Here is a 25,717-nt window from a genome sequence, read left to right as displayed (position 1 = left end):
GCCGTCACCGCCGGGCGGGGTTTGGCCGGCCTTGTGTGCTGTGTATACTGGCCGACATTTTAACGCCCTGGAACCTCCTTCGATGGTTGCTCACCTGATTGAATTTGCCACTAACCACTACCTTCTCGTCGGTATCTTCGTCGTACTGCTGGCATTGCTGGTTGCCCATACGATGCAGGGCGGCGGCCGCAGCCTGAGCACCGGCGAACTGACCGCGCTGGTCAACAAAGACACCGGCGTAGTGGTAGACATCCGTCCGAGCAAGGATTTCGCCGCTGGTCACATTGTCGGCGCAGTGAATATTCCCCAGGACAAACTGATCGCCCGTATCGGTGAACTGGAAAAGCACAAGGCCAAGACGCTGATCCTGGTGGATGCCCAGGGCCAGCACGCAGGCACGCATGCCCGCGAACTGATGAAGTCCGGCTTTACCGCCGCCAAGCTGTCCGGTGGCGTTGCAAGCTGGAAAGCCGACAATCTGCCCCTGGTGAAGTGAGATGACCCACGTCGTTGTCTATTCCAGCGATTACTGCCCCTATTGCTCCCGAGCCAAGTTCCTGCTCAAGAACAAAGGTGTGGCTTTCGAAGAGATCAAGGTCGACGGCAAGCCGCAACTGCGCGCCGAAATGACTCAAAAGGCCGGACGTACCTCCGTGCCGCAGATCTGGATCGGCAGCACCCACGTGGGCGGTTGCGATGATCTGTTTGCCCTGGATCGCGCCGGCAAGCTCGATGCGATGCTCAAGGCCTGAATTCCCTACTAAGAACCTGAAAGTAAGAAGGATCTGCGATGACTGACCAACAGAACACAGCTGCCAGCGAAGAAGAAGCCGCACCGCAATTCTCCTTGCAGCGCATTTACGTACGTGACCTGTCCTTCGAAGCCCCGAAAAGCCCGGCGATCTTTCGCCAGCAATGGGAGCCTAGCGTAGGCCTGGACCTGAACACCCGCCAGAAAGCCCTGGAAGATGACTTCCACGAAGTGGTGCTGACCCTGTCGGTAACCGTGAAGAACGGTGACGAAGTGGCGTTCATCGCCGAAGTGCAGCAAGCCGGGATCTTCCTGATCAAGAACCTGGATGCCGCTTCGATGAGCCACACCCTGGGTGCCTTCTGCCCCAACATCCTGTTCCCGTACGCCCGCGAAACCCTCGACAGCCTGGTGACCCGCGGTTCGTTCCCGGCCCTGATGCTGGCCCCGGTGAACTTCGATGCCCTGTACGCGCAAGAACTGCAGCGCATGCAGCAAGAAGGCGGCGCGACCGTTCAGTAAGCGTCGACTGTCAGGCACAAAACCTGTGGGAGCGAGCCTGCTCGCGATGGCGGTGAATCAGTCGACTCCATACTGACTGACATCACGTCATCGCGAGCAGGCTCGCTCCCACAGGAGTTTTTGGGTGGCTGCACCGGCTCAGGCGAACCCGTTCTGCCGCCAGGCCTCGTAAACGGCCACGGCCACGGTGTTGGACAGGTTCAGGCTGCGACAGCCTTCGCGCATCGGCAGGCGCAGACGCTGGTCGGCGGGCAGTGCGTCCAGTACCTCCGCCGGCAGGCCCCGGCTTTCCGGGCCGAACAGGAACGCATCGCCGGCGACGAAACTGGCGTCATGAAACGGCCGCGAGCCCTTGGTGGTGAACGCGAACAGTCGCGGATGCCCCAGTCTTTCCAGACAGCTGGCGAGGTCGGCGTGGCGCTGCAGGGTGGCATACTCGTGGTAGTCGAGACCGGCACGGCGCAGGCGCTTGTCGTCCATCTCGAAGCCCAGTGGTTCGATCAGATGCAGGTGGCAGCCGCTGTTGGCGCACAGCCTGATGACGTTGCCGGTGTTCGGCGGAATTTCCGGTTGAAAAAGGATGACGTGAAACATGCACGGCTCCGCAGATAAAGATGAGCGGCATTCTACGCCGCAAACCGATCAGCGTTCGATGCTATTACCTCGGGTGATGGGGTCTTTGGCGATCTTCGGTCTGATGGTCGGCTTGATGATCGGTCGCCTGACCACGCCCGAGCCGAGCATGCTGCAACAGGTCGAAGTGATCGACGGGACGTTGGTGGCCTGGTTCAACAACGAGCCCAAGTTGCACGGGGAAATCATCGACGGCTCGGTGGCGCTGTTGTTACAGGCACAAGGCCGCCCGCAGAAGGGCCAGCTCAAGCTCAACGGCAAGGACGTGAACTGGCGGGTGCGTTTGAGTGACAAGGGGTTGTTGCTGACGCTGGTGGCGGCGCGTCCGTTGCGGGGGGAATGGGCCGGCAGCGAGGTCGATGACCGCTGGCGGCTGGAGATCCGTCTCCAGGAGCAATAAAAGAGGGAATCCCCGGCCTGCCTGTACCAAGGTCCCCAAACGGGAGGGGCTTGCGTTAAACGCGCAGCCCCGGTGTAAAGAAGGGAAACCTTGACCTGCCTGTATCAAGGCCCCCAAAACAGTGGGCTCGATGAGCCCGATATAAAATGGGGAATCCCCGGCCTGCCTGTACCAAGGTCCCCGAAACTGGGTAGTGATTGAGTTATTGCAGGGGGCGTGCCAGTTTTAAATGGCTTGTCACAAAAAGTTTGCTGATGATGCGAAAAGCCCCGTATTCCGGGGCTTTTGCTTTTGTTTGTGCGGTTTTTTCGAGTTGGGCTGATTGGTTTTGACGGGGGCCGCATGTGCCATTGCGGTTCTCAGTGCATCGATGCGGTGCATCAAGCCTTCAAAAGCATCGCGAGCAGGCTCGCTCCCACAAGACAGTGGCGACACCGCAAACCTTTGTGGGAGCGAGCCTGCTCGCGATTGGCCTTCAAGATCAGTGAAGGGCTAAAGGCTGCTCAGCCCTCATCCCCCTCATCATCATCCCCGCCATCGACCTTCATCCCCAATTCCTTGATCTTGCGGGTCAAGGTATTGCGGCCCCAGCCCAGCAGCACCGCGGCGTCACGACGGCGGCCGGCGGTGTGCTTGAGGGCGGTCTCGATCATGATGCGCTCGAAGCTCGGTACGGCGCTGTCCAGCAGGTTCGATTGGCCGCGGGCCAGAGCCTGGTCGGCCCACTGGCGCAGGGCCTGTTCCCAGTTGGTCACCGGGGCCGAGTCCTGGGGCAGGCTGAGCAGCTCCGGCGGAAGATCGCTGATGTGCACTTCGCGACCGGACGCCATCACCGTGATCCAGCGGCAGGTGTTCTCCAGTTGGCGCACGTTGCCGGGCCATGGCAGGTTCTTGAGGTATTCCTCGGTTTCGCTCTTGAGCAGCTTGGGCTCCACCGCCAGCTCTTGGGCCGCGCGGCTGAGGAAGTGCCGGGCCAGGGTCGGGATGTCTTCGCGACGGTCCGCCAGGCGCGGGATATGAATGCGGATCACATTCAGGCGATGGAACAAGTCTTCACGGAATTTTCCCGCGTGGACCAGGGTTTCCAGGTTCTGGTGGGTCGCGGCGATGATGCGTACATCGACCTTGACTGGGGTATGGCCGCCCACCCGATAGAATTCGCCGTCGGCCAGTACGCGCAGCAGCCGGGTCTGGGTGTCGGCCGGCATATCGCCGATTTCGTCGAGGAACAAGGTGCCGCCGTCGGCTTGTTCGAAGCGCCCGCGCCGCAAGTTGGCCGCGCCGGTGAACGCGCCTTTCTCGTGGCCGAACAGCTCGGACTCCATCAGGTCCTTGGGGATCGCCGCCATGTTCAGCGCAATGAACGGTGATGCCGCCCGTGGACTGTGGCGGTGCAGGGCATGGGCGACCAGTTCTTTACCGGTGCCCGATTCGCCGTTGATCAACACGGTGATGTTGGAGTGGCTCAAACGCCCAATGGCGCGAAACACTTCCTGCATTGCCGGCGCTTCACCGATGATTTCCGGGGTGCGGGCCAGCGCCGGCACCTCTTCCATGCCCTGTTGCTCCTGGGCGTGCTGGTTGGCGCGCTTGACCAGTGACACGGCCTCATCGACGTCGAACGGCTTGGGCAGGTATTCGAAGGCGCCGCCCTGGTAGGACGCTACAGCGCTGTCCAGGTCCGAATGGGCGGTCATGATGATCACCGGCAGCCGTGGGTGCTGCTCGCGAATCCGCGCCAGCAGGTCCAGGCCGCTGGCGCCGGGCATGCGGATGTCGGAGATGATGACGTCCGGTTGCTGACGGGCCAGACGGCTCATCACGCCGTCGGCGCTGTCGAAGCTCTGGGTGGTCATGCCTTCCTGTTGCAAGGCTTTCTCCAGGACCCAACGGATAGAACGGTCGTCATCGACGATCCACACGGTTTCACTACGGCTCATGTCGATGTGGCTCCTTGTTCCAGTGGCAGGAAGATCGAAAAGGTGGTGTGGCCAGGGTGGCTCTCACATTCGATCAGGCCCTGATGCTGACTGATGATGTTCTGGGTAATGGACAGGCCCAGCCCGGTACCGTCCGGGCGACCGCTGACCATGGGAAAGAAGATGGTTTCCTGCAACTCGGCGGGAATGCCCGGGCCGTTGTCGATGATTTCTATCTTGGTCACCAGGCGATGACGCACATGGCCGATGGTGAACTGGCGCATGGCGCGGGTGCGCAGGCTGATGCGGCCCAGGCGCAGCTCGTTCTGGCTACTGATGGCCTGCATGGCGTTGCGCACGATGTTCAGCACCGCCTGGATCATCTGCTCGCGGTCGATCAGTACATCGGGAATGCTTGGGTCGTAGTCGCGCACCAAGGTGATGCAACCCTGGCTCTCGGCTTCCACCAGGCTGCTGACGCGCTCCAGCACTTCGTGGACGTTGCACATCGCCAGGGACGGCAGCTTGTTGGAGCCGAGCATGCGATCCACCAGATTGCGCAAGCGGTCGGCTTCTTCAATGATGACGTTGGTGTAGTCCTTGAGGTTTTCTTCGGGCAGTTCCCGGGCCAACAGTTGTGCGGCGCCACGAATCCCGCCGAGGGGGTTCTTGATCTCATGGGCCAGGCCACGCACCAACATTTTGCTGGTTTCCTGCTTGGACAACTGAGCCTCTTCCTTGGTGATGCGCAGCAGGCGATCACGGGGGTGAACCTCCAGCAGCAACAGCGTGGCACCGTTATTGAGGATCGGTGTTACCGCGTAATCCACGGTCAGCGTCTGGCCGGTCAGGGCGGTAAGCATCGCTTCGCGCTTGGTGAACGGATGCGCCTGTTCCACCGCCTGGCGCAAGGAATTGAGCGCCTCGGCCGATTCGGTGAACAGCTCACTGATGAACTGCCCATGGCTGCGCTGGCCGCTGACGGCCAGCAGCATCTCCGCTGCCGGGTTCATGTACTCGAGGCGCAGTTCGGCATCGAGCAGGATGGTTGCAGTGGTGAGGTTATCGAGTAGCAAGCGGTGTAGTGCGTCGCTAATGGTCATCAGGACCTCTTTTGGAGCGTAAGCAAGCACGCGTATGACGCGCTGATACAAGGAAAATGCAAAAACCAAACCAAGGCTCCGAAAAGAAGCGTTTAGAGCCTCAAACGAACCTTTTTCGCCCGATTGCGTGGCGTTCTGCCAGCTTTTTCGGGTACTTTCGAACCAAAATGGGCTGGAATTTGAGTAGGGTGCAGACACTTGCACCAATATAGTGCGTCATCCAGAGGGGCGTTAAAAGAACGGCAGGATGCTGCTTTGCTCTTCTGCGGGCTTGTCGCTGAGGGGGCATTCGGGACGCTGGCCGTAGTCGGCTTTGGTGCAGGGTGTGATGCGGCGTTTCTGCGCCAGGGAAATGCGCTGCATGTGGAAGGGCTGGTTGGCGGTACGTTCGACGATACGGCCCTGCTCATCGAGAATCTCTACCGCCAGATGATGGCTGCCTCGATCGATGTTGCTCAGCGCGAACACCGGGCTGGGTCCCGGTTCGCCTGTGGGGTTGCCGTCCAATAGCAGGCGGTAGCGGTGGCCTTTTTGCAAGCTGGGTTCGCTGGTGACCGTGACGATCAGTTCCCCCGCTGTGCTGCGTATCGTGGCATCCGGTTCAGGGATCAACAGTCGCAGCATTTCGTAGCGGAACATCGGATCGGGAGTTTTTGCGGGGGCCGTTGTTGAGGCTGCGCCGGAGGGTGGTGTCGCCATCCGGTTGGCGGGCGGCAATTGCACTTTTTGGGCGTTACCGGGGCGCGGTTGGTCGGTGAAGACGCGATTGCCCTGGGCGTCGATGTAGGTATAAACCTGTCCCACCGTCGGCAGCGCGGCCAGGGACAAGCTCAGCGCGAGCAGCCAGCGGATCATGGGCGGTGCACCCGTTGTACGGTGAAGATGACGGTTTCGCTCTGTTGCACCAGATGTTCGCCGTCGATGACCTGTACTGCCAGGCTGTGCTCGCCCCGGTCGATATTCACCAGTTGCAGGCGCGGCACATTGCTCGGCTGGCCATAGGGTTGGCCGTCCAGCAACAACCTGAACAGATGAGGGCTTTGCAGGCGCGGCCGAGCCAGGACGCCAACGGTGAAGGTGCCGTTGTTGGCGCGCAGAGCCTCTTCGCTGGGGATGTCTGTCAGCTCCAGGGTTTCGTAGGCGTTGTTTGGCTCCTCCCGGTTCGCGGCAGGCGCAGTAACGTTCGGGGAGGCAGGGGGCTGGGATTCGACACTGTTGAGTGGCGGCAGCTCCACTGCCTGGGCCGGTACGCCATCGGGCGGCTGGTTGCTATAGGCGGTGTTGCCGTCGGCGTCGGTGTATTTGTAGATCTGTGCGGCGGCTGGCAGCGCCAATAGCAACAACAGCATTCCTGGAAAGCCACGACCCATAAAATCAACCGAAAACCAAAAGTGTTGGATTGCAGCATAGGTCAGGGGAGGCGGTTGGCCCAAGTTGTTGCACGCAATCCCTTGTGGGGGCGGTGTTCATAGCCTCCAGGTTCGACACTGGCCCCCAGTGGGAGCGAGCCTGCTCGCGATGGCGGAGTGTCAGTCACACAAGTGGTAGATGGGCTGGCCTCATCGCGAGCAGGCTCGCTCCCACTGGGGAAAGATGTGTGGGCTCAGGATTTTGTGAAGACGCACAGCTCTGCGGTCGCCCGAACCAGCGCCATTTGCCGCAACGGGTCACTACTGACGGTATGGGTGGCCTGGGCCAGCCATTGTGGGCATTGCGGGTCGGTGCGGTAGGGGCTGAAGTCGGCCAGTTGTTGCAGCAGGCGTTTTTGCAGTTGATCCAGTTGCGGGCGGATCTGCCCAACCAGGTCCGGGCGCGGCGCGTCCGGGGCTTTGCCTTGCAGTTGCCAATCGGACAGATGCGCGTATTGCACCAGTTTGTTGGCTTCTATTTGTGCGGCGAAAAACGCCTCTACCGCTTCACTGCTCAGTTTGTAAGCCGGTGCCTGGGCGACGGCGGCGGCGATCACCTCGCGTTCGCGCTGGCGGTCTTCCACCGGTTTGCGGCTGTCCCATTTGCTCAAGGCGACCTGGTCGGCAATGGCCAGACGCTCGCCTATGGTGCCCAGCAGCGGGGCGAGGGTGGTGGGTGCGGTGGCGGCCTGGGCGGCGGAGCCCAACAACGCGGCAGACAGCGCAAGGTAGAGTGAAAGGCGCGAAGTCATGGGTGATCTCGTCTTCGAATAGTGGAGGGCGCAGACAATCATGCACGTAACCTGCGCCCATAAAAAAGGCCTCCCGAAGGAGGCCTCTTTTTTATTCACGCCGCGTGGGGCGACGCTACCGGATCAGCAGCTGTAGTACAGCTCATATTCCAGTGGGTGTACGAAGGTGCGAACCTTGATTTCTTCTTCGCTTTTCAGTGCGATGTAAGCGTCGATGAAGTCATCGCTGAATACGCCGCCCTTGGTCAGGAACGCACGGCCCTTGTCCAGCTCTTCCAGGGCTTCTTTCAGGCTGCCACACACCTGTGGAATTTCCTTGGCCTCTTCAGGCGGCAGGTCATACAGGTTTTTGTCGGCGGCATCGCCAGGGTGGATCTTGTTCTGGATACCGTCCAGGCCAGCCATCATCAGTGCGGCGAAGGCCAGGTACGGGTTGGCAGCCGGATCCGGGAAACGGGCTTCGATACGGCGAGCCTTAGGGCTGTTGACGTAAGGAATACGGATCGAGGCGGAACGGTTGCGAGCCGAGTAGGCCAGCATCACCGGCGCTTCAAAGCCTGGCACCAGACGCTTGTAGGAGTTGGTCGACGGGTTGGTGAAGCCGTTCAGGGCCTTACCGTGCTTGATGATACCGCCGATGAAGTACAGGGCGGTGTCCGACAGGCCGGCATAGCCTTCGCCAGCGAAGGTGTTCTTGCCGTCTTTGGAGATCGACATGTGCACGTGCATGCCCGAACCGTTGTCGCCGTACAGAGGCTTAGGCATGAAGGTCGCGGTGCGGCCGTAGGCGTCAGCAACGTTGTGTACGCAGTACTTCAGGGTCTGGACTTCGTCAGCCTTCTTGACCAGCGTGTTGAATTTCACGCCGATTTCGTTCTGGCCGGCAGTCGCCACTTCGTGGTGGTGAACTTCGACGGTCTGGCCCATCTCTTCCAGTGCGTTGCACATGGAGGTACGGATTTCGTGGTCGTGGTCGAACGGTGGAACCGGGAAGTAGCCGCCCTTGATACCTGGACGGTGGCCTTTGTTACCGCCTTCCACGTCCTGATCGGACATCCACGAGCCTTGTTCGGAGAAAATCTTGAACATGGAGCCGGAGATGTCGGACTTGAACTTGACCGAGTCGAAGATGAAGAACTCAGGCTCAGGACCGAAGAAAGCGGTGTCGCCGATACCGGTGGACTTCAGGTATTCCTCGGCACGGTGGGCGATGGCGCGTGGGTCGCGGTCATAGCCTTGCATAGTCGAAGGTTCGATGATGTCGCAGACCAGGATCAGGGTCGGCTCTTCGGTGAACGGGTCCAGGACAGCCGTTTCGTCGTCCGGCATCAGGATCATGTCGGAGGCTTCGATGCCTTTCCAGCCAGAAATGGAGGAGCCGTCGAACATCTTCCCGATTTCAAAGAATTCGTCGTCCAGCGCATCACGGGCCGGCATGGTCACGTGATGTTGAGTGCCTTTGGTGTCAGTGAAGCGCAGATCAATCCACTTGACGTCATGATCTTTGATGAGTTGAACCGACTTCGACATATGTCCTCCGGGTGGCTTCGGGCGGGTAATGGTGTGCCCTTAGATATGGGTGATGCCGGCGCGAATACTCTGCCAAGGCAACCTGCCTCACAAGGGAGCAATTTGCATGCCAGTGCCCCAGCATGGGTTTTTTGCACCAAATCCACGCTTTTAAAGCCTTGAAACCCAGATTGTCGAACAATTGCGCACTGCAATGTGGCGCGACTTGCGAGACATGACCTGTTTTGGTGCGCTGAAAACGGAGTGCAGATTAACTGGTTAAACCTTGAGCAATTTCCGCTATAATCCGCGCCCCCCTTTTTCGGCTGGCCGTTCGCGCGCTGTTTTCATGAAACTAATCGTAAAAGTCTTCCCCGAGATCACCATCAAGAGCCGCCCGGTACGGATGCGTTTCATCCGCCAGTTGGCCAAGAACATCCGTGCCGTGCTCCGCGATCTGGACCCGGCTGTGGTGGTGAACGGCGTGTGGGACAACCTCGAGCTGGAAACCCGCGTCAGCGAACCCAAGATCCTCAAGGAAATGACCGAGCGCCTGAGCTGCATGCCGGGCATCGCGCATTTCCTGCAGGTCGACGAATACCCGCTGGGGGATTTCGACGACATCCTCGCCAAGTGCAAGCTGCATTATGGTGATGCCCTGGCCGGCAAGATTTTCTCGGTGCGCTGCAAGCGCGCCGGCAAACACCCGTTCAGTTCGATGGACGTGGAGAGATACGTCGGCAGCCAGTTGCGCAAGCAGTGTGGCGCCGCCGGAATTTCATTGAAAGACCCGCAAATTGAAGTACGCATCGAAATTCGCGACCAACGGTTGTTCGTGATCCACAGTCAGCACGACAGCATTGGCGGGTATCCGCTGGGTTCGCTGGAACAGACCCTGGTGCTGATGTCCGGCGGTTTCGATTCCACGGTCGCGGCCTACCAGATCATGCGTCGCGGGCTGATGAGCCATTTCTGCTTCTTCAATCTCGGCGGGCGCGCCCATGAACTGGGCGTAATGGAAGTGGCGCACTTCATCTGGAAGAAGTATGGCAGCTCCCAACGCGTGTTATTTGTGAGCGTACCGTTCGAGGAAGTCCTGGGCGAGATTCTCGGCAAAGTCGATAACAGTCATATGGGCGTCATTTTGAAGCGTATGATGTTGCGTGCCGCGTCCAGCATCGCCGATCGGCTGCACATCGATGCGCTGGTCACCGGCGAGGCGATCTCCCAGGTGTCGAGCCAGACGCTGCCGAACCTGTCAGTGATCGACTGCGTGACCGAAAAACTGGTGCTGCGCCCGCTGATCGCCAGCCACAAGCAGGACATCATCGACACGGCCAACGCGATCGGCACCGCCGACTTTGCCCGGCACATGCCGGAATACTGCGGGGTCATCTCGGTCAATCCGAAGACCGCGGCCAAGCGCGGGCGTGTGGAGCATGAAGAGAAAGAATTCGACATGGCGGTGCTCGAGCGTGCGCTCGAAAACGCCAGGCTGGTGCCAATCGATCGGGTGATCGATGAATTGGGCCAGGACATACAGATTGAAGAAGTCGGCGAAGCGCTGGCCGGTCAGATCATCATCGACATCCGTCACCCGGACGACGCTGAGGACGACCCGCTGAGTATCGCCGGTATCGAGGTACAAACGATGCCGTTCTATGCAGTGAACGCGCGTTTCAAGGAACTGGACCCTACTCGCCAGTACCTGTTGTATTGCGACAAAGGCGTGATGAGTCGCCTGCATGCCCACCATTTGCTCAGTGAGGGGCATGCCAATGTGCGCGTTTATCGACCGAGCTAAGTGCCCGGGGCTGTTTGCCTGTGGCCTGCGTCACCGGCCCCCCGACGCCGCCGACAGGCTGTAACGGCTTTGTCGGACTCAACGTAAATCGCTGCCACGACCTGTCAGCACACCGAATCCTCTGATCGAGATACACAAGTGATCGAAAATCTACGCAACATCGCCATCATTGCTCACGTTGACCATGGTAAGACCACCCTGGTAGACAAACTCTTGCGTCAATCCGGCACCCTGGAGCGCAACGAGCTCAACGACGAGCGCGTGATGGACTCCAACGACCAGGAAAAAGAGCGCGGTATTACCATCCTGGCGAAAAACACCGCCATCAACTGGAATGGCTACCACATCAACATCGTGGACACCCCGGGCCACGCCGACTTCGGTGGTGAAGTAGAGCGCGTAATGTCGATGGTCGACTCCGTGCTGCTGCTGGTCGATGCCCAGGACGGCCCTATGCCGCAAACCCGTTTCGTGACCAAGAAGGCGTTCGAAGCCGGCCTGCGTCCGATCGTGGTCATCAACAAGGTTGACCGTCCAGGCGCGCGTCCGGACTGGGTTCTGGACCAGATTTTCGACCTGTTCGACAACCTCGGCGCCACCGAAGAACAGCTGGACTTCAAAGTCGTCTACGCCTCGGCCCTGAACGGTATTGCCGGTCTGGACCACACCAACATGGCCGAAGACATGACCCCGCTGTACCAGTCGATCGTCGACGACGTACCTGCGCCGAAAGTCGACCGTGACGGTCCGTTCCAGATGCAAATCTCGGCTCTGGACTACAACAGCTTCCTGGGTGTGATCGGTGTTGGCCGCATCGCCCGTGGTCGCATCAAGCCGAACACGCCGGTCGTGGCGATCGACGCCGACGGCAAGAAGCGCAACGGTCGTATCCTCAAGCTGATGGGTCACCACGGCCTGCACCGTATCGACGTTGAAGAAGCAGCTGCCGGCGACATCGTCTGCATCAGCGGCTTCGAGCAACTGTTCATCTCCGACACCCTGTGCGACCCACTGAACGTCGAAGCGATGAAGCCGTTGACCGTCGATGAGCCAACCGTCTCCATGACCTTCCAGGTCAACGACTCGCCATTCTGCGGTAAAGAAGGCAAGTTCGTGACCAGCCGTAACATCAAGGAGCGTCTGGACAAGGAACTGCTCTACAACGTGGCACTGCGCGTTGAAGAAGGCGACTCGGCCGACAAGTTCAAGGTTTCCGGCCGTGGTGAGCTGCACCTCTCGGTTCTGATCGAAACCATGCGTCGCGAAGGCTTCGAAATGGGCGTAGGTCGTCCTGAAGTGATCATCCGTATGGTTGACGGCGTCAAGCACGAACCGTACGAAAACGTGACCATCGACCTGCCGGAAGAATCCCAGGGCGCGATCATGGAACAAATGGGCCTGCGCAAGGGCGACCTGACCAACATGGTTCCGGATGGCAAGGGCCGTGTGCGCCTTGAGTACAACATCCCGGCCCGTGGCCTGATCGGTTTCCGTAACGAGTTCCTGACCCTGACCTCCGGTGGCGGCATCCTGACTTCGATCTTCGATCGTTACGACGTGATGAAGTCCGGCGACATGTCCGGCCGTCAGAACGGTGTTCTGGTATCGGTTGCGACCGGCAAGGCACTGACCTACTCGCTGGAAACCCTGCAAGCGCGCGGCAAGCTGTTCGTCGAGCACGGCCAGGACATCTACGAAGGTCAAATCGTCGGCCTCAACAGCCGCGACAACGACCTGGGCGTGAACCCGACCAAAGGCAAGAAGCTCGACAACATGCGTGCTTCGGGCAAAGACGAAACCATCGCATTGGTTCCGCCGGTCAAGTTCACCCTGGAGCAAGCGCTGGAGTTCGTGCAGGAAGACGAACTGTGCGAAGTGACGCCTAAGTCGATTCGCCTGCGTAAGAAGATCCTTGGCGAAAGCGAGCGTACCCGCGCTGCCAAGAAAAGCGGTAACTGAGTTTCGACTTAGTTAATGGCTGAAAAAAACGCCCCTGATTGTGAGATCAGGGGCGTTTTTTTATGCCTGGAAGTTATGTAGCGCCTGTCAGGGCCCCTTCGCGAGCAAGCCCGCTCCCACAGTGGATCTTCAGTGGACACAGATTTTGTATCCGGCTCAGATCTACTGTGGGAGCGGGCTTGCTCGCGAAGGCGGCCGAACAGGTGTTGCGACATCAGCGGTCGATCAGAACTTGTCCAACGTCCGCGGATTACGCTCGCGCTCCACTGCCTTGGGCTTGTAGGCGCAATACCCCGGTCGCGGTCCGACCCGCGGATGGTTGCGGCAAGTGTCCGGGCGCTTCTCATAAATGGTGCACAACCGGCTCTTGCGATCCAGATACAGGCAATCGTTGTTGCTCATGCGCTGGAGCGTGAAGATTTCGGATTTCTGGTTATAGCGCTCGACGATCCCTTCCTTTTGCAGGCGCTTGGCGATGTTTTTCGGCGGGTCGCCCAGTTCGAATTCATCGACGATACCGATCCGGATCAGGTCCTTGATCTTGACCTCCACCGGCAGTGTGCAGCAGCTCGACACGCAGGAACCGCACATTGGCGCGGAATACTTGGCCCAGGTATCGATTCGGTCGATCTCCGCGGCGGCGATCAGGTTGGGCTTCATCATCAAGGTTTACCAGCATGCATCAGGGCGCGCGATCATACCGGGACTGGTGAAATTTTGAACGACCATCTGCCGGTTTTTTTTATGCCCGGCAAAAACACTGGCTGGATAGGCACGGCCCCTGCATTCATTCGCTCATATGGCAATTCCCTGGCGGCGATTCTCCGTCACCCTGGAAAAACCAACGAACCTGCGCCTGCAGTGCCTGTCAGACCGTCTAGGCTCAGACAATTTCATGCTCGTTCGAGGTCTCATCAATGACTCAAGAACCACTTGTTCGCGAAGCCGAAGTGGCTGCATTTCGCGATGCCGTGTTGACCAAACTCACTTACGCCGTCGGCAAGGACCCGGATCATGCGTTTGATCACGACTGGTTCGAAGCCATTGCCCTGGCCGCCCGCGACCATATGGTCGAACACTGGATGGACCACACGCGGCAGATCTACCGCAAGGGCCAGAAGCGCGTCTATTACCTCTCCCTGGAGTTTCTCATCGGCCGCTTGCTCTATGACAGCCTGAGTAACCTCGGTCTGCTGGACACTGCGCGCGAAGCCCTGACCGAACTGGGCGTGGATCTGGAGCGCATTCGCCTGCTCGAACCCGATGCGGCGTTGGGCAACGGCGGCCTTGGCCGGTTGGCGGCATGTTTCATGGAAAGTATGTCCACCTTGGGCATTGCCGGCCATGGCTACGGTATTCGTTACGAGCACGGGCTGTTTCGCCAGGCGATCGTCGATGGCTGGCAGCAGGAGCAAACCGAACACTGGCTGGATTTCGGCAACCCTTGGGAGTTCGAGCGGCCTGAAGTGGTCTACCCGATCGGCTTCGGCGGCAGCGTCGAGACCGTGACCGACGCCTCCGGCAATACCAAGCAAGTCTGGTCTCCGGGCGAAACCGTGCGAGCCATCGCTTATGACACGCCCGTGGTGGGTTGGCGCGGTGCCAGCGTCAACACCCTGCGTCTGTGGCGCGCCCGTGCCGTGGAAGATTTGCATCTGGAACGCTTCAACGCCGGCGACCATTTGGGTGCCGTGGCGGAAGTGGCCCGGGCCGAAAGTATCTCTCGCGTACTGTACCCGGCCGACAGCACCGAGGCGGGTCAGGAACTGCGCCTGCGCCAGGAGTATTTCTTCGTTGCCGCCTCGCTGCAGGATTTGCTGCGCCGTCATCGCAATATGCATACCTCGGTGTTGACCTTGGGCGATCACGCGGCGATCCAGCTCAACGATACGCACCCGTCGATTGCCGTGGCCGAGTTGATGCGCCAATTGGTGGACGTCTATGACGTGGCCTGGGACGCCGCCTGGCAGATCACCCAGGACACGCTCTCCTACACCAACCACACACTGCTGCCCGAAGCCCTGGAAACCTGGCCGGTGGGGCTGATGGAGCGCATGTTGCCCCGGCACATGCAGATCATTTACCTGATCAACGCCCAGCACATCGATGCGCTGCGGTCCAAGGGTGTGCACGATTTCGACGTGCTGCGCGCGGTGTCGCTGATCGAAGAAGACAACGGCCGTCGGGTGCGCATGGGCAACCTTGCCTTTCTCGGCTCCCACAGCGTCAATGGTGTGTCCGGGTTGCACACACAACTGATGCGCAGCACGGTGTTCTCTGAACTGCACAAGCTTTACCCCGAGCGGATCAACAACAAAACCAACGGCATCACGTTCCGCCGCTGGCTGTTTCAGGCCAACGCTGAACTGACCTCGATGATGGTCGATGCCCTGGGCCCGAGTGTGCTCGACAACCCAGAGGAACGCCTGATCGAGCTGGAGCCGTTCGCGGATCAACCGGCGTTTCGCAAACAGTTCGCCGAACAGCGCCTGCACAGCAAAAAAGCCTTGGCGCACCTGATTCACGAGCGCTTGGGTGTGGCCGTGAATCCGGCGGCGATGTTCGACGTGCAGGTCAAACGGATCCATGAATACAAGCGCCAGTTGCTTAACCTGATGCACACGGTGGCGCTGTACCAGGCGATCCGCGCCGAACCGGAAGTGGACTGGGTGCCACGGGTGAAAATCTTCGCTGGCAAGGCCGCCGCCAGTTATCACCAGGCCAAGTTGATCATCAAGCTGACCAACGATATCGCCCGTGTGGTGAACAACGACCCGACCGTGCGTGGTCTGCTCAAAGTGGTGTTCCTGCCCAACTACAACGTCAGCCTGGCCGAGAGCATCATCCCGGCGGCGGACCTTTCCGAGCAGATTTCCACGGCCGGTTTTGAAGCGTCAGGCACCAGTAACATGAAGTTCGGTCTTAATGGCGCGCTGACCATCGGCACCATGGACGGCGCCAACGTGGAGATGCATGAGCGCGTGGGCGGTGAGCACATGTTCATCTTCGGCCTGACGGCCGAGCAGGTGGAGGCCCGCAAGCAGAACGGCGAGTTCAGCGCCGCGCCGGACATTGCCGCGTCCCATCGCCTCAACGATGTGTTGCAGGCCATTCGCGGCGGGGTGTTTTCGCCGGACGATCCGATGCGTTACACCGGGCTTGTCGATTCGCTGGTGGATTACGATCGCTTTCTGGTCTGCGCCGACTTCGACTCTTACTGGGATGCCCAGGCCAGGGTCGAAGAGCGTTGGCACGACGCTCAGCACTGGTGGCGTTCGGCGGTGCTCAATACCGCGCGCATGGGCTGGTTTTCCTCCGACCGGACTATCCGCGAATACGCCACCGACATCTGGAAAGCCTTGGAGTAGCCGTTGCAGGAAATGTGAGCGAAGCCCAACGGTGGTTGGGCTGGGTCGATATACTAAGCGCCAGTTTCGCCGGGCTGTGTGACCGGCTTAGTACTTGAGGCGCCAGCAATCCATTGTGGGAGCGAGCCTGCTCCCACAAGGTTTGTGTGGTTCCACTAGACTGAACCAGGCACCGCTTCACCCCGGTTACGCCCGCCAAGGGCCGCTTAGGGATATCGACCATGCAATGGATTTTGACGCTGTTGGGCCTGGCACTTGGCTGGGTGGTGGATGAGTCGTTCGCCGATGCGCTGATAGGCGCGTTGCTGGGCCTTGGCATCGCTCAGGGGATGGGTCTGCGCCGCCTCGGTGCCCACGCCGCCGAACAGCAGAACCAGTTGCAAACGGCCCAGCGCACCTTGAGCTCACTGGAGCAGCGGCTGATCGTGCTTGAGCACAGCACGGTCGCCGCCTCGAGCGAACCGGCGCCATCGCCCGAGATCGTCGTGGCCCAGGCGCCAGAGCCCGACATCCAATCCGAACCGGAGCTGGTCTGGGAACTGCCGCCTGACCTTGAAGCCCTTCCGGCGATGACCGCACAAGCCAGCCAGCCGTTGCCCGACGACGTATGGAGGTCTGCGCCGGCCGCCCCCAAACCGGTTCAGCCGGAACCGGCTGCCCCACGTGGTCCGAATCTGTTCGAGCGTGCCGTCGCGGGGGCGCGTAACTGGCTGTTCGGCGGTAATACCGTATTGCGGGTCGGGGTGGTGCTGTTGTTCCTCGGCCTGGCGTTTCTGCTGCGCTATGCCACTGAAGGCATGGTCGTGCCCATCGAGTTGCGTTATGCCGGCGTCGCGGCCAGTGCGTTGAGCCTGCTGGGCCTGGGTTGGTGGCTGCGCCAGCGCAACAGCAACTACGCGTTGATGTTGCAGGGCACCGGGATCGCCGTGCTGTACCTGACCGTGTTCGCCGCCATGCGCCTGCATCCGCTGCTCGATTCGACAGCGGCCTTGGGCTTGCTGGTGGCGGTCACGGTGTTCTCGGCGATTCTGGCGGTAACCCAAAATGCCCTCGGCCTTGCCGCGGTGGCGGCGTTGGGCGGGTTTGCCGCGCCGATCCTGACGTCCACCGGCAGCGGCAACCATGTCGCGCTGTTCAGCTACTTCATCCTGCTTAATGCCGGCATTCTGGCGATTGCCTGGTTCAAGGCCTGGCGTCTGCTCAACCTGATTGGTTTTGTCGGCACCTTCGGCATCGGTTTCGCCTGGGGCTTGCGCTCTTACGGGCCAGAACTGCTCTGGAGCACCGAGCCGTTCCTGATTATTTTCTTCCTGATGTATCTGGCGATCGGCTTGTTGTTTACCCGACGCAAGCTGCTGGAAATGGGCGACGGGCCCGAGGACGAAGGCCGCGATGCGCTGTTGCGCTGGTCGGCGCGCAAGGGTGACTACGTGGACGGCACCCTGCTGTTCGGCCCGCCGCTGGTGGGGTTCGGTCTGCAGTTCGCACTGGTGCAGCATCTGGAGTTCGCCGCAGCGTTCAGCGCCCTGGCCCTGGGTATGATCTACATGGGACTGGCGCGGGTATTGATGGGGGGGCGCGCCGTCCTGTTGGCCGAAACCTGCCTGGCCCTGGGGGTGATTTTTGCCAGTCTGGCGATTCCCCTGGGCCTCGACGCTCGGTGGACCGCAGCGGCATGGGCTGTGGAAGGCGCGGGGATCTTCTGGCTGGGCCTGCGTCAGCAGCGGCCATTGGCGCGGGCTTTTGCCTTGCTGCTGCAACTGGGCTCGGCGCTGGCTTTTATCAGCGAGTTGCGTCAGGGCGACAACAGCCTGATCGATGGCGCGCCGCTGGGGGCGTTGATGCTGGGTGGCGCCTTGCTGTTCAGTTTCTACCAGTTGCGCAAGACCGCGCCTGAGCACACCGCCAATTGGGAGCGCCAAGGCCTGCCGGTGCTAGCGGTGCTGGGCTTGAGTTTTCTCTATCTGCTGGCGCCGCTGTTCTTCTTCACTCACGGCACCGCCATCACCTGGGCCCTGGCCGGCCTGGCGACGCTGTTCGCGGGCCTGCGCCTGCAATCGCGCAGCTTCCTGTTTACCGCGTTCGCGGTGCAGCTGCTGGGTGGTGCGCTGTTCCTGTTGCGTTTGCAGGGGGCCGAAGGGGATTCGACCGCCGTGTTCAGCGCTGGGTGGAGCGGTTTGCTCAGCGCCTCCCTGATCGGCCTGGCGCTGATTGGCGGCATGCTGCTGGCGGCACGCGATGACATGGTGCGCAACGATGTCCGATTGCTGCGCGGGCTGTCGGTGGTGCTGCTGGCAGGGTTGGTGCTGATCAACCTCGCCGTACTCTTCGTCCTGCCCTGGCAAACGGCGAGCGGTGTATGGGCGGCCAGCGGCCTGCTGATCATCTGGCTGAGCCTGTACCTGAAGCAGCGCGTGAGTTTCGTGTTCGGCCTGTTGTTGCAGTTGATCGGCGGCGCGGCGTTTCTTGCCGCCGGGTCGGCGCTGCTCGGGCCGCTGAGTGCCGAGGATCTGCGGCCCGTGGCCCACAGCGGGTTCTGGACGCCGCTGGTGCTGGGGCTGGCGGCGCTGGTAGGCGCATGGCGATTGCAGCGTGGTCATCCGTCGGCGGTGTTCCAGGCCTTGAGCTTGCAGCGGTTGTCCGAGTTGTTGCTGATCTGGGGCGCCGGCTGGTGGGCGCTGGCGTGGGGCAGCGAAGTGCTGCGCTTTGCGCCGCAGAACCTGCAAGGCCATTTGATGCTGATCGTCGCGGCAATCAGTGTGGCGCTGTGGGCATTGCTGGCGCTGCGTTTGAATTGGCCGGCGATGGGCCTGTTATGCACCTTGCTGATACCTGTGGCTGGCTGTGTGCTGGTCGCGACCGGGCACAGCCGTTATCACCCGGCGGCGGATTTCGGCTGGCTGGCCTGGTTGGCCGTGTTCGCCGTGCATTTGCTTTCCCTGAAACGTCTGGCGCCGCTGCTACCGGCCCGGGCGCGCAGCAGCGCCCATGTGCTCGGTTGCTGGCTGCTGATCGGTGTGCTGGCGCTGGAGGTGCGCTACGGCCTGATGCTGTTGTCCGAGCAGTACAACGCCTGGCGCTGGCTGGGTTGGGCGATTCTGCCGAGCCTGTACCTGGTGCTGATGGCCGCGCCGCGGGCCTGGCCGTGGCCGGTCTCGGCCCATCCACGCGAATATCGCGTGTACGCGGCGGCGCCCCTGGCCCTGTTGATGCTGGGCTGGTTCTGGCTGGCCAATACCTTCAGCGACGGCAGCGCCGAGCCGTTGCCCTATGTGCCGCTGCTCAACCCGTTGGAACTGGGCTTGCTGTTCGCCTTGTTTGGCGTCTACGCGTGGGCCCGCAGCGCAGTGGCGCAACTGGCAATCCGATGGGGTCATGCCGGACACGTCGCCCAGTTGATCGCCGGCGTGTCGCTGTTCGCCTTCTTCACTGCTGTGGTGATGCGCAGCGCCCATCATTGGATCGGTGTGCCGTTCGAGCTGGATGCGTTGCTCGAATCCATGTTTGTCCAGGCCGGGCTGTCCCTCGTCTGGACCCTGATTGCCCTGGGCCTGATGATCGGCGGGCATCTGCGCCATCGTCGTGAGGTGTGGCTGATCGGTGCGGCGTTGATCGCCGTGGTGGTGGCCAAGCTGTTCTTTGTCGAATTGAGTAACCGTGGCGGTCTGGCGCGGATCGTGTCGTTTATCGGCGTGGGCGTATTGCTGTTGGTGGTGGGCTACTTCGCGCCGCTGCCGCCAAAACGCCCGGAAGGGGGCTCGCGGACCGAGCCACCAATACCTGTCAGTGAGGGAGTGTCATCTTGAGTCGCAAGTTGAGTCGCATCGGGCTGGGCGTGGTGGGGTTGTGGGTGGCCTTGTCGGTGACGGCCCAGGAGCAGCCGGCGGACTTCGCCCATCAGGTGCCATTGGCCTTGAGCGGTGAGGGGCCTTGGTATCGCCTGGCGTTGCCCCTGGAGATTCAGTTGCAAGCGCGCCAGACCGACCTGAGCGACCTGCGGGTGTTCAACGCCGCCGGGCAGGCCCAGGCCTATGCCCTGGTTCGCGAGACCGCCCAGAGCCGTGAAAACCGCACCCTCACCGACGTGAAGTGGTTCCCGTTGTACAACGCCGCCGATGATCACGAGCGCGCGCCGAGCGTACGGGTGCAATCGAGCGCCGACGGCACGCTGGTGCAGGTGCAACCGTCCAGCCGGCTCGAGGCGGGAGAGGAGGCGTTGCGTGGCTGGCTGCTGGATGCCAGCGCGATCAAGGCGCCCTTGCAACAGTTGATCCTCGACTGGAGCAGCGAGCGCGACGGCTTCCAGCGCTTCACCATCGAGGCCAGTGACGACTTGCAACACTGGCAGGCGTGGGGTGAAGGCCAGGTGGCGCGGCTGACCTTTGCCGATGAGCGGGTCGAGCAGCATGAGGTGAACCTGCCGGGACAACCGGCGCGTTATCTGCGGTTGTTGTGGGAGTCGCCGTCATCGGCGCCGGTGCTGACCTCGGCCCAGTTGCAAAGCTCCCGCTACGAAAGCGCGCCGCTGGTCTGGTCGCAGCCTTTGGCCGGCAGCACCACGAAGGCCGGTGAGTACACCTGGCAGTTGCCCATGGGGCTGAATGTCGAGCAGGTGCAGATCGAACTGAGCCAGGCCAACAGCCTGGCACCGGTGACCCTGGCCGGGCGGCGTGAAAGCAGTCAGCCGTGGCAATCGCAGGGCAGTGGCTTGTTGTATCGCTTGACCCAGAACGGCGAGGATGTGCTGCAAAACCAACTGCAATTGTCGGGGCAGACGGTGCAGCAATTGAAGCTGACGGTGGACGAGCGAGGCGGCGGCCTCGGTGCCGAAGCGCCCGCTTTGCGTTTTGCCGTGCGCCCGACCCAGGTGGTGTTCCTGGCGCGTGGTGAGGGCCCCTACAGCCTGGCGCTGGGCAATGCGACGGTGAAAGCGGCCAGCCTGCCACTGGCCACGCTGGTGCCCGATTACAAACCGTCCCGTCTGGCAACGCTGGGGACGGCGAAGGCTAATGATGCGGCGATCTCGGCACCGGCCGCTGCAACGGGTCCGGCAACCATCGAGACTAACTGGAAGAAAATCGGCTTGTGGGCGGTGTTGCTGATCAGTGTGCTGGTCCTTGCGGCAATGGCAATCAGCTTGCTGCGCAAGCCGCCGGTCAAGTCCTGAGCTGAGCACATCCTGTAGGAGCTGGCGAAGCCTGCGATCTTTTCCAGTCAATTGAATCTGGAGCGAAAGATCAAGATCAAAAGATCGCAGCCTCGCTTCGCTCGACAGCTCCTACGCAGGTGGGCAGGCCCGGATATGAACTCAATCCTTCATTCCCCGTCTCATAGGAGGAATTAAGTCCCGACTCGCGCTAAACTGCGCTGGTTTTTCCGCCCCCTATTCTTCGGAGCCGTCCATGTCCCGCGTTACCTTGAGTCGCTATTTGATTGAGCAGACCCGCAGCAACAACACCCCTGCCGATCTGCGCTTTTTGATCGAAGTGGTGGCGCGTGCGTGCAAGGAGATCAGCCACGCCGTATCCAAAGGCGCGCTGGGTGGTGTCCTGGGCAGCATGGGCACCGAAAACGTGCAGGGCGAAGTGCAGAAGAAGCTCGACGTGCTGTCCAACGAAATCCTGCTCGAAGCCAACGAATGGGGTGGTCACCTGGCCGGCATGGCGTCCGAGGAAATGGACAATGCCTACCAGATCCCGGGCAAATACCCCAAGGGTGCCTATCTGTTGGTGTTCGACCCACTGGACGGTTCGTCGAACATTGATATCAACGCGCCGGTCGGTACTATCTTCTCGGTATTGCGTTGCCCGAACGAATACCTGAGCCAGAACGAAGCCTTGAACGAAAAGGCTTTCCTGCAGCCAGGCACCGAGCAGGTAGCCGCCGGTTATGCCATCTACGGCCCGCAGACCATGCTGGTGCTGACCTTGGGCGACGGCGTCAAAGGCTTCACCCTGGACCGCGAGATGGGCAGCTTCGTTCTGACCCACGAAGACATCACCATTCCTGAAACCACCCAGGAATTTGCCATCAACATGTCCAATCAGCGCCACTGGGAAGCCCCGGTACAGCGCTACGTCAACGAATTGCTGGCCGGCGAAGAAGGCCCGCTGAAAAAGAACTACAACATGCGTTGGGTCGCCGCGATGGTGGCCGACGTGCACCGTATCCTGACCCGTGGCGGTCTGTTCATGTACCCACGTGACAGCCGCGAGCCGTCCAAGCCGGGCAAACTGCGGCTGATGTACGAAGCCAATCCGATGTCGTTCCTGGTGGAGCAGGCCGGTGGCGCTTCGACCGACGGTCACCAGCGCATTCTCGACATTCAGCCTGAAGGCCTGCACCAGCGTGTGGCGGTGTTCCTTGGCTCGAAGGAAGAAGTCGCTCGCGCCACGGCCTACCACAAGGAATAAAGCATGGCCCAGCCCTGGCAGCCGTTGCTCGATTGGTGGTTTGGCTCAGCCACGTCGCCGGACGAAATAGCCGCTGACAAGGGCAAACTGTGGTTCGGCAAACGCCATGATCGCCAAGCGCACGAGCGCTTCGGCGATCAGGTCGAGCAGGCTCTGGCCGGTGAATTGACCGACTGGGCGCAACGCCCCGAAGGCTGGCTGGCCCTGGTGCTGCTGCTCGATCAACTGCCGCGGATGATCTTTCGCGACACCCCCAAGGCCTTTTCCGGCGACCTGCGTGCCCAAGCGCTGGTGGCCCAAGGCATGGCGGCGGGCTTCGACCGGCAACTCGAACCGATCCAACGGGTGTTCATCTACCTGGTGCTTGAGCATTGCGAAAATCTGGCGGTGCAGAACGAGGCCGTGTCGCGCTTCATCGACCTGGTCCGAGAGCAACCGGAGGCGGATCGGGCGGTGTTTGAAGACAACCTGGATTACGCCGAACGGCACCAGAAGATCATTGCGCAGTTTGGACGCTTTCCCCATCGCAATGCGGTGTTGGGGCGTGAGTCCACGGCTGAGGAAGTCGAGTTTTTGAACAGGCCTGGGTCCAGGTTCTGATCCTTTCGATGTAGCTGACGCCGCTATCGCGAGCAGGCTCGCTCCCACAGTTAATCGCGTTTCCCTGATGGAACTCGGTCAACTGTGGGAGCGAGCCTGCTCGCGATTGGGTCTTGATAGCACTAGATCCGAAAACTACCCACCAACTGCTTCAACCGCGCCGCTTGTTGCTCAAGGTCGGCACAGGCGCGCAAGGTGGCTTGCAGGTTTTCCACACCTTCCTGGTTCAGCGTGTTGATTTCGGTGATGTCGACGTTGATCGATTCCACCACGGCGGTCTGCTCTTCGGTGGCGGTGGCCACGGATTGGTTCATGCCGTCGATTTCACCGATGCGCTGGGTCACGCTGCCCAGGCGTTCACCGGCCTGGTTGGCGATGCCGACGCTGCTTTCGCTCTGGCGCTGGCTGTCGGTCATGGTCAGGACCGCTTCTCGGGCGCCGACTTGCAGTTCTTCGATCATCTTCTGCACTTGCTGCGCCGAATCCTGGGTGCGATGAGCCAGGTTGCGCACTTCATCGGCCACCACCGCGAAGCCGCGACCGGCTTCACCGGCCCGGGCGGCTTCGATCGCGGCGTTCAGGGCGAGGAGGTTGGTCTGCTGGGAAATGCTGGTGATCACCTCAAGGATCTGGCCGATGTTTACCGTGTTGCTGTTCAGGGTTTCGATGTTGCCGCACGAATCGCTGATCTTGGCGGACAACTGCTGCATGGCGGTGATGGTTTTATCCACCACTTGTTGACCGTCTTCGGCCAGGCTGCGGGCATCGCTGGAATGTTGCGAGGCGAGGGCGGCGTTCTGGGCGATTTCCTGGGCGGCGGCACCGAGCTGGTTGATCGCCGCAGCCACGCTGCTGGTGCGCGAAGCCTGCTGATCGGAATTGACCATCGACGAGTTGGACGCGCTGACCACGCGCAGCGCGACTTCGTTGACCAGCCCGGTGGCCGAGGCCACTTCGCGAATGGACGTGTGAATGCGCTCCACGAAACGGTTGAACGACGTTCCCAAGGCGCCGAATTCGTCCTGGCCATGGATGGTCAGGCGGCGAGTCAGGTCGCCTTCGCCTTCGGCGATGTCATGCATGGCGCGGCCCATGGTCAGCAGCGGTTGCATCAGCACGCGGATCAGCATGCCCAGCAGGGCGATGATGAACACCACGGCAATGACCATGGCGATCAGCGCCGAGGTACGGAACTCGCTGAGCATCGCCAGGGCAGTGTCCTTGTCGAGCACCAGCGCCACGTACCAGTCGGCCCCCGGTACACCGTTGACCCGCGTGAAGGAGAGGTATTGGGTCTTGCCGTCGAGTTCGACTTCCTTCATGCCGGGGCTGATTTGCAGGGCACCGTCAGGGTAGGCCTCGGCCAGGGTCTTGAGCACGCGCTGGCTGTCGGGGTGGATGAGGATCTTGCCGTCGGCGCTGACGATGAAGGCATGGCCGTGGCCGCCGAAGTTCAACGAATTAATGATGGTGCTGACGCTCGACAGGTCGATGTCCGCACCGGCCACGCCGATCATTTGGTTCTGATGCTGTACCGGGGTGGCGACGGTTATCACCAGTTTGCCCGACGAGGCGGCGATGTAGGGTTCGGTGACGATGGTTTGTTGAGCGCTGTTGGCAGCCTTGTACCAGCCACGGGCGCGGGGATCGTAGTCGGCTGCACGATTGCCGGCCGGTACCGAGAACATCACGCCGTCGGTGCCGCCGAAATAGCTGAGCTGGAAGTTGCCGGTGTAGGCCGGTAGACCCACGGCGCGCTTGAGGCTATCGGCACTGCTGCCGTCCACGGCGATCTGCTGAGCCAGCGATTGCAGCAATTGGGTGCGGCCTTCGACCCAGGTCTGAATGTTGCGGCTGGTCAGATTGCCGAGCTCCTGCATGGAGGTCTCGGTGCTGGCATGCAGGCCCTGGCGTTGACGGTAGTCGTTGAACAGGATGAAGCAGGCGAATGCAACGGCTACCACGAGCGCGGCAGCCAGCAGGATTTTGTGGCTGAATTTCATGTTTCTGGTCATTAAGAACGCTACCGCAGAGGAGCTGGTCAGGAAGGGGCGTCAATTTGCCATAACGCCTGGCATTGCGCTGCTCTTTTTATCGGCTCCAGAACGCTTTGAATCAGGCGTTCGGAGGCTAATCCCGACGAAATGCACGACGGCGTCACAAACTGGGTGATTCACCCATGAAACACCGCCCCAACGCCCAACAAATACTGGGTCTGTCGGGGAACCAGATAGGGGTTTTCTCTTCTAAGGTTCTGGTTGGCACCCTGCCACCCCCTTCCGTTCCAGGAGTTACACCATGTCGCTGCGATCTATCGCCCTGTTGTCCTTGTGCGTCTTGTTGACGGCATGCAGCAAGGTCAACCAGGAAAACTATTCGAAACTGTCGGCCGGCATGCCCAAGGCCGAAGTTGAAACGTTACTGGGGAAACCGACCGATTGTTCGGGCGCGCTCGGCATGTCCAGTTGTACCTGGGGCGATCAGAAGAGCTTTATCAGCGTGCAGTACGCCGGTGACAAAGTGTTAATGTTTTCCGGCCAAGGCCTGAAGTAAACCGGGGCCACCGGCCCGCGGG

21 protein-coding genes are annotated in these 25,717 nt (G+C 60.9%); 12 read left to right on the top strand and 9 right to left on the bottom strand.

What is annotated here, in order from left to right:
- The first annotated feature begins 82 nt into the window (after positions 1-82).
- From BM132_RS13465 to secB, 3 genes are read left to right on the top strand one after another with little or no spacing between them, the layout of a single operon-like run.
- Positions 83-496 carry a rhodanese-like domain-containing protein gene (locus BM132_RS13465; RefSeq protein WP_047226908.1) on the top strand — a complete coding sequence of 138 codons (414 nt, stop codon included), beginning with the start codon at positions 83-85 and terminating at the stop codon, positions 494-496.
- A 1-nt stretch (position 497) separates the two neighbouring features.
- A complete protein-coding gene (gene grxC / locus BM132_RS13460; protein WP_047226909.1) occupies positions 498-752 on the top strand; it encodes a glutaredoxin 3 in 255 nt (84 codons plus the stop codon).
- A gap of 38 nt (positions 753-790) precedes the next feature.
- A complete protein-coding gene (secB, locus tag BM132_RS13455; RefSeq protein ID WP_024618249.1) occupies positions 791-1,273 on the top strand; it encodes a protein-export chaperone SecB in 483 nt (160 codons plus the stop codon).
- A gap of 138 nt (positions 1,274-1,411) precedes the next feature.
- On the opposite strand, the gene trmL is transcribed toward secB, so the two are convergent.
- The gene (gene trmL, locus BM132_RS13450) at positions 1,412-1,867 is read right to left on the bottom strand and encodes a tRNA (uridine(34)/cytosine(34)/5-carboxymethylaminomethyluridine(34)-2'-O)-methyltransferase TrmL (protein WP_092455859.1); all 456 of its coding nucleotides are present in this window, start codon (positions 1,865-1,867) and stop codon (positions 1,412-1,414) included.
- Between trmL and BM132_RS13445 the strand changes: the two genes are divergently transcribed.
- Positions 1,866-2,306: a hypothetical protein gene (locus tag BM132_RS13445; protein WP_092455857.1), complete on the top strand. Its 441-nt coding sequence runs from the start codon at positions 1,866-1,868 to the stop codon at positions 2,304-2,306. The genes trmL and BM132_RS13445 overlap by 2 nt on opposite strands.
- 503 nt (positions 2,307-2,809) lie before the next feature.
- Here the strand turns inward: BM132_RS13445 and ntrC are convergent.
- The 6 genes from ntrC to glnA form a co-directional block, all read right to left on the bottom strand.
- Positions 2,810-4,246 carry a nitrogen regulation protein NR(I) gene (ntrC, locus tag BM132_RS13440; RefSeq protein ID WP_047226913.1) on the bottom strand — a complete coding sequence of 479 codons (1,437 nt, stop codon included), beginning with the start codon at positions 4,244-4,246 and terminating at the stop codon, positions 2,810-2,812.
- Positions 4,243-5,328, bottom strand: a complete 1,086-nt coding sequence (glnL, locus tag BM132_RS13435; RefSeq protein WP_092455855.1) for a nitrogen regulation protein NR(II) — start codon at positions 5,326-5,328, stop codon at positions 4,243-4,245. The genes ntrC and glnL overlap by 4 nt, the downstream gene beginning before the upstream one ends.
- Before the next feature lie 231 nt (positions 5,329-5,559).
- Complete coding sequence (locus tag BM132_RS13430) at positions 5,560-6,183, bottom strand: DUF4124 domain-containing protein (RefSeq protein ID WP_092455853.1); 624 nt, start codon at positions 6,181-6,183, stop codon at positions 5,560-5,562.
- Positions 6,180-6,698, bottom strand: coding sequence for a DUF4124 domain-containing protein (locus BM132_RS13425; RefSeq protein WP_092455852.1), 519 nt, complete (start codon positions 6,696-6,698; stop codon positions 6,180-6,182). The genes BM132_RS13430 and BM132_RS13425 overlap by 4 nt, the downstream gene beginning before the upstream one ends.
- Positions 6,699-6,931: 233 nt before the next feature.
- Positions 6,932-7,489, bottom strand: a complete 558-nt coding sequence (locus BM132_RS13420) for a chorismate mutase (RefSeq protein ID WP_092401434.1) — start codon at positions 7,487-7,489, stop codon at positions 6,932-6,934.
- 123 nt (positions 7,490-7,612) lie between these two features.
- A complete protein-coding gene (glnA, locus tag BM132_RS13415) occupies positions 7,613-9,019 on the bottom strand; it encodes a type I glutamate--ammonia ligase (protein WP_003196860.1) in 1,407 nt (468 codons plus the stop codon).
- Positions 9,020-9,347: 328 nt separating this feature from the next.
- Between glnA and thiI the strand changes: the two genes are divergently transcribed.
- A complete protein-coding gene (thiI, locus tag BM132_RS13405; RefSeq protein WP_092401437.1) occupies positions 9,348-10,802 on the top strand; it encodes a tRNA uracil 4-sulfurtransferase ThiI in 1,455 nt (484 codons plus the stop codon).
- Positions 10,803-10,940: 138 nt separating this feature from the next.
- Positions 10,941-12,761, top strand: coding sequence for a translational GTPase TypA (typA, locus tag BM132_RS13400; RefSeq protein ID WP_047226918.1), 1,821 nt, complete (start codon positions 10,941-10,943; stop codon positions 12,759-12,761).
- Between the two features lie 225 nt (positions 12,762-12,986).
- On the opposite strand, the gene BM132_RS13395 is transcribed toward typA, so the two are convergent.
- Positions 12,987-13,424, bottom strand: a complete 438-nt coding sequence (locus tag BM132_RS13395; protein WP_092401440.1) for a YkgJ family cysteine cluster protein — start codon at positions 13,422-13,424, stop codon at positions 12,987-12,989.
- Between the two features lie 254 nt (positions 13,425-13,678).
- Here BM132_RS13395 and BM132_RS13390 point away from each other — a divergent pair, with 254 nt between their 5' ends.
- The 5 genes from BM132_RS13390 (at position 13,679) to BM132_RS13370 (ending at position 23,142) form a co-directional block, all read left to right on the top strand.
- The gene (locus tag BM132_RS13390; protein ID WP_092401443.1) at positions 13,679-16,129 is read left to right on the top strand and encodes a glycogen/starch/alpha-glucan phosphorylase; all 2,451 of its coding nucleotides are present in this window, start codon (positions 13,679-13,681) and stop codon (positions 16,127-16,129) included.
- A gap of 221 nt (positions 16,130-16,350) precedes the next feature.
- The gene (locus tag BM132_RS13385; protein WP_092455850.1) at positions 16,351-19,935 is read left to right on the top strand and encodes a DUF2339 domain-containing protein; all 3,585 of its coding nucleotides are present in this window, start codon (positions 16,351-16,353) and stop codon (positions 19,933-19,935) included.
- A complete protein-coding gene (locus BM132_RS13380) occupies positions 19,932-21,296 on the top strand; it encodes a DUF3999 domain-containing protein (RefSeq protein ID WP_092455848.1) in 1,365 nt (454 codons plus the stop codon). Before BM132_RS13385 ends, BM132_RS13380 begins: the two co-directional genes overlap by 4 nt.
- A gap of 235 nt (positions 21,297-21,531) precedes the next feature.
- Positions 21,532-22,542 carry a class 1 fructose-bisphosphatase gene (locus BM132_RS13375; protein WP_025211364.1) on the top strand — a complete coding sequence of 337 codons (1,011 nt, stop codon included), beginning with the start codon at positions 21,532-21,534 and terminating at the stop codon, positions 22,540-22,542.
- 3 nt (positions 22,543-22,545) lie between these two features.
- Positions 22,546-23,142 carry a DUF924 family protein gene (locus BM132_RS13370; protein ID WP_092455846.1) on the top strand — a complete coding sequence of 199 codons (597 nt, stop codon included), beginning with the start codon at positions 22,546-22,548 and terminating at the stop codon, positions 23,140-23,142.
- 122 nt (positions 23,143-23,264) lie between these two features.
- Here BM132_RS13370 and BM132_RS13365 read toward each other — a convergent pair whose 3' ends face one another.
- On the bottom strand, positions 23,265-25,157 hold the full coding sequence (locus tag BM132_RS13365; protein ID WP_214912575.1) for a methyl-accepting chemotaxis protein: 1,893 nt from the start codon (positions 25,155-25,157) through the stop codon (positions 23,265-23,267).
- 283 nt (positions 25,158-25,440) lie between these two features.
- On the opposite strand from BM132_RS13365, the gene BM132_RS13360 reads away from it, so the two are divergent.
- On the top strand, positions 25,441-25,695 hold the full coding sequence (locus BM132_RS13360; RefSeq protein WP_025211369.1) for a hypothetical protein: 255 nt from the start codon (positions 25,441-25,443) through the stop codon (positions 25,693-25,695).
- Positions 25,696-25,717: the final 22 nt, after the last annotated feature.

Source organism: Pseudomonas sp. NFACC45, assembly GCF_900113505.1.
Lineage (GTDB): Bacteria > Pseudomonadota > Gammaproteobacteria > Pseudomonadales > Pseudomonadaceae > Aquipseudomonas > Aquipseudomonas tehranensis.
This window is presented reverse-complemented; position numbering and strand designations above follow the sequence as displayed.

Coding starts and splice junctions, on each gene's coding strand:
- BM132_RS13395 (WP_092401440.1), bottom strand. CDS start 13,424: ATGATGAAGCCCAACCTGATCGCCGCCGCGGAGATCGACCGAATCGAT.
- ntrC (WP_047226913.1), bottom strand. CDS start 4,246: ATGAGCCGTAGTGAAACCGTGTGGATCGTCGATGACGACCGTTCTATC.
- BM132_RS13360 (WP_025211369.1), top strand. CDS start 25,441: ATGTCGCTGCGATCTATCGCCCTGTTGTCCTTGTGCGTCTTGTTGACG.
- BM132_RS13445 (WP_092455857.1), top strand. CDS start 1,866: ATGCACGGCTCCGCAGATAAAGATGAGCGGCATTCTACGCCGCAAACC.
- BM132_RS13420 (WP_092401434.1), bottom strand. CDS start 7,489: ATGACTTCGCGCCTTTCACTCTACCTTGCGCTGTCTGCCGCGTTGTTG.
- secB (WP_024618249.1), top strand. CDS start 791: ATGACTGACCAACAGAACACAGCTGCCAGCGAAGAAGAAGCCGCACCG.
- BM132_RS13390 (WP_092401443.1), top strand. CDS start 13,679: ATGACTCAAGAACCACTTGTTCGCGAAGCCGAAGTGGCTGCATTTCGC.
- BM132_RS13425 (WP_092455852.1), bottom strand. CDS start 6,698: ATGGGTCGTGGCTTTCCAGGAATGCTGTTGTTGCTATTGGCGCTGCCA.
- BM132_RS13385 (WP_092455850.1), top strand. CDS start 16,351: ATGCAATGGATTTTGACGCTGTTGGGCCTGGCACTTGGCTGGGTGGTG.
- BM132_RS13465 (WP_047226908.1), top strand. CDS start 83: ATGGTTGCTCACCTGATTGAATTTGCCACTAACCACTACCTTCTCGTC.
- thiI (WP_092401437.1), top strand. CDS start 9,348: ATGAAACTAATCGTAAAAGTCTTCCCCGAGATCACCATCAAGAGCCGC.
- trmL (WP_092455859.1), bottom strand. CDS start 1,867: ATGTTTCACGTCATCCTTTTTCAACCGGAAATTCCGCCGAACACCGGC.
- BM132_RS13430 (WP_092455853.1), bottom strand. CDS start 6,183: ATGATCCGCTGGCTGCTCGCGCTGAGCTTGTCCCTGGCCGCGCTGCCG.
- BM132_RS13365 (WP_214912575.1), bottom strand. CDS start 25,157: ATGACCAGAAACATGAAATTCAGCCACAAAATCCTGCTGGCTGCCGCG.
- BM132_RS13375 (WP_025211364.1), top strand. CDS start 21,532: ATGTCCCGCGTTACCTTGAGTCGCTATTTGATTGAGCAGACCCGCAGC.
- grxC (WP_047226909.1), top strand. CDS start 498: ATGACCCACGTCGTTGTCTATTCCAGCGATTACTGCCCCTATTGCTCC.
- glnL (WP_092455855.1), bottom strand. CDS start 5,328: ATGACCATTAGCGACGCACTACACCGCTTGCTACTCGATAACCTCACC.
- BM132_RS13370 (WP_092455846.1), top strand. CDS start 22,546: ATGGCCCAGCCCTGGCAGCCGTTGCTCGATTGGTGGTTTGGCTCAGCC.
- glnA (WP_003196860.1), bottom strand. CDS start 9,019: ATGTCGAAGTCGGTTCAACTCATCAAAGATCATGACGTCAAGTGGATT.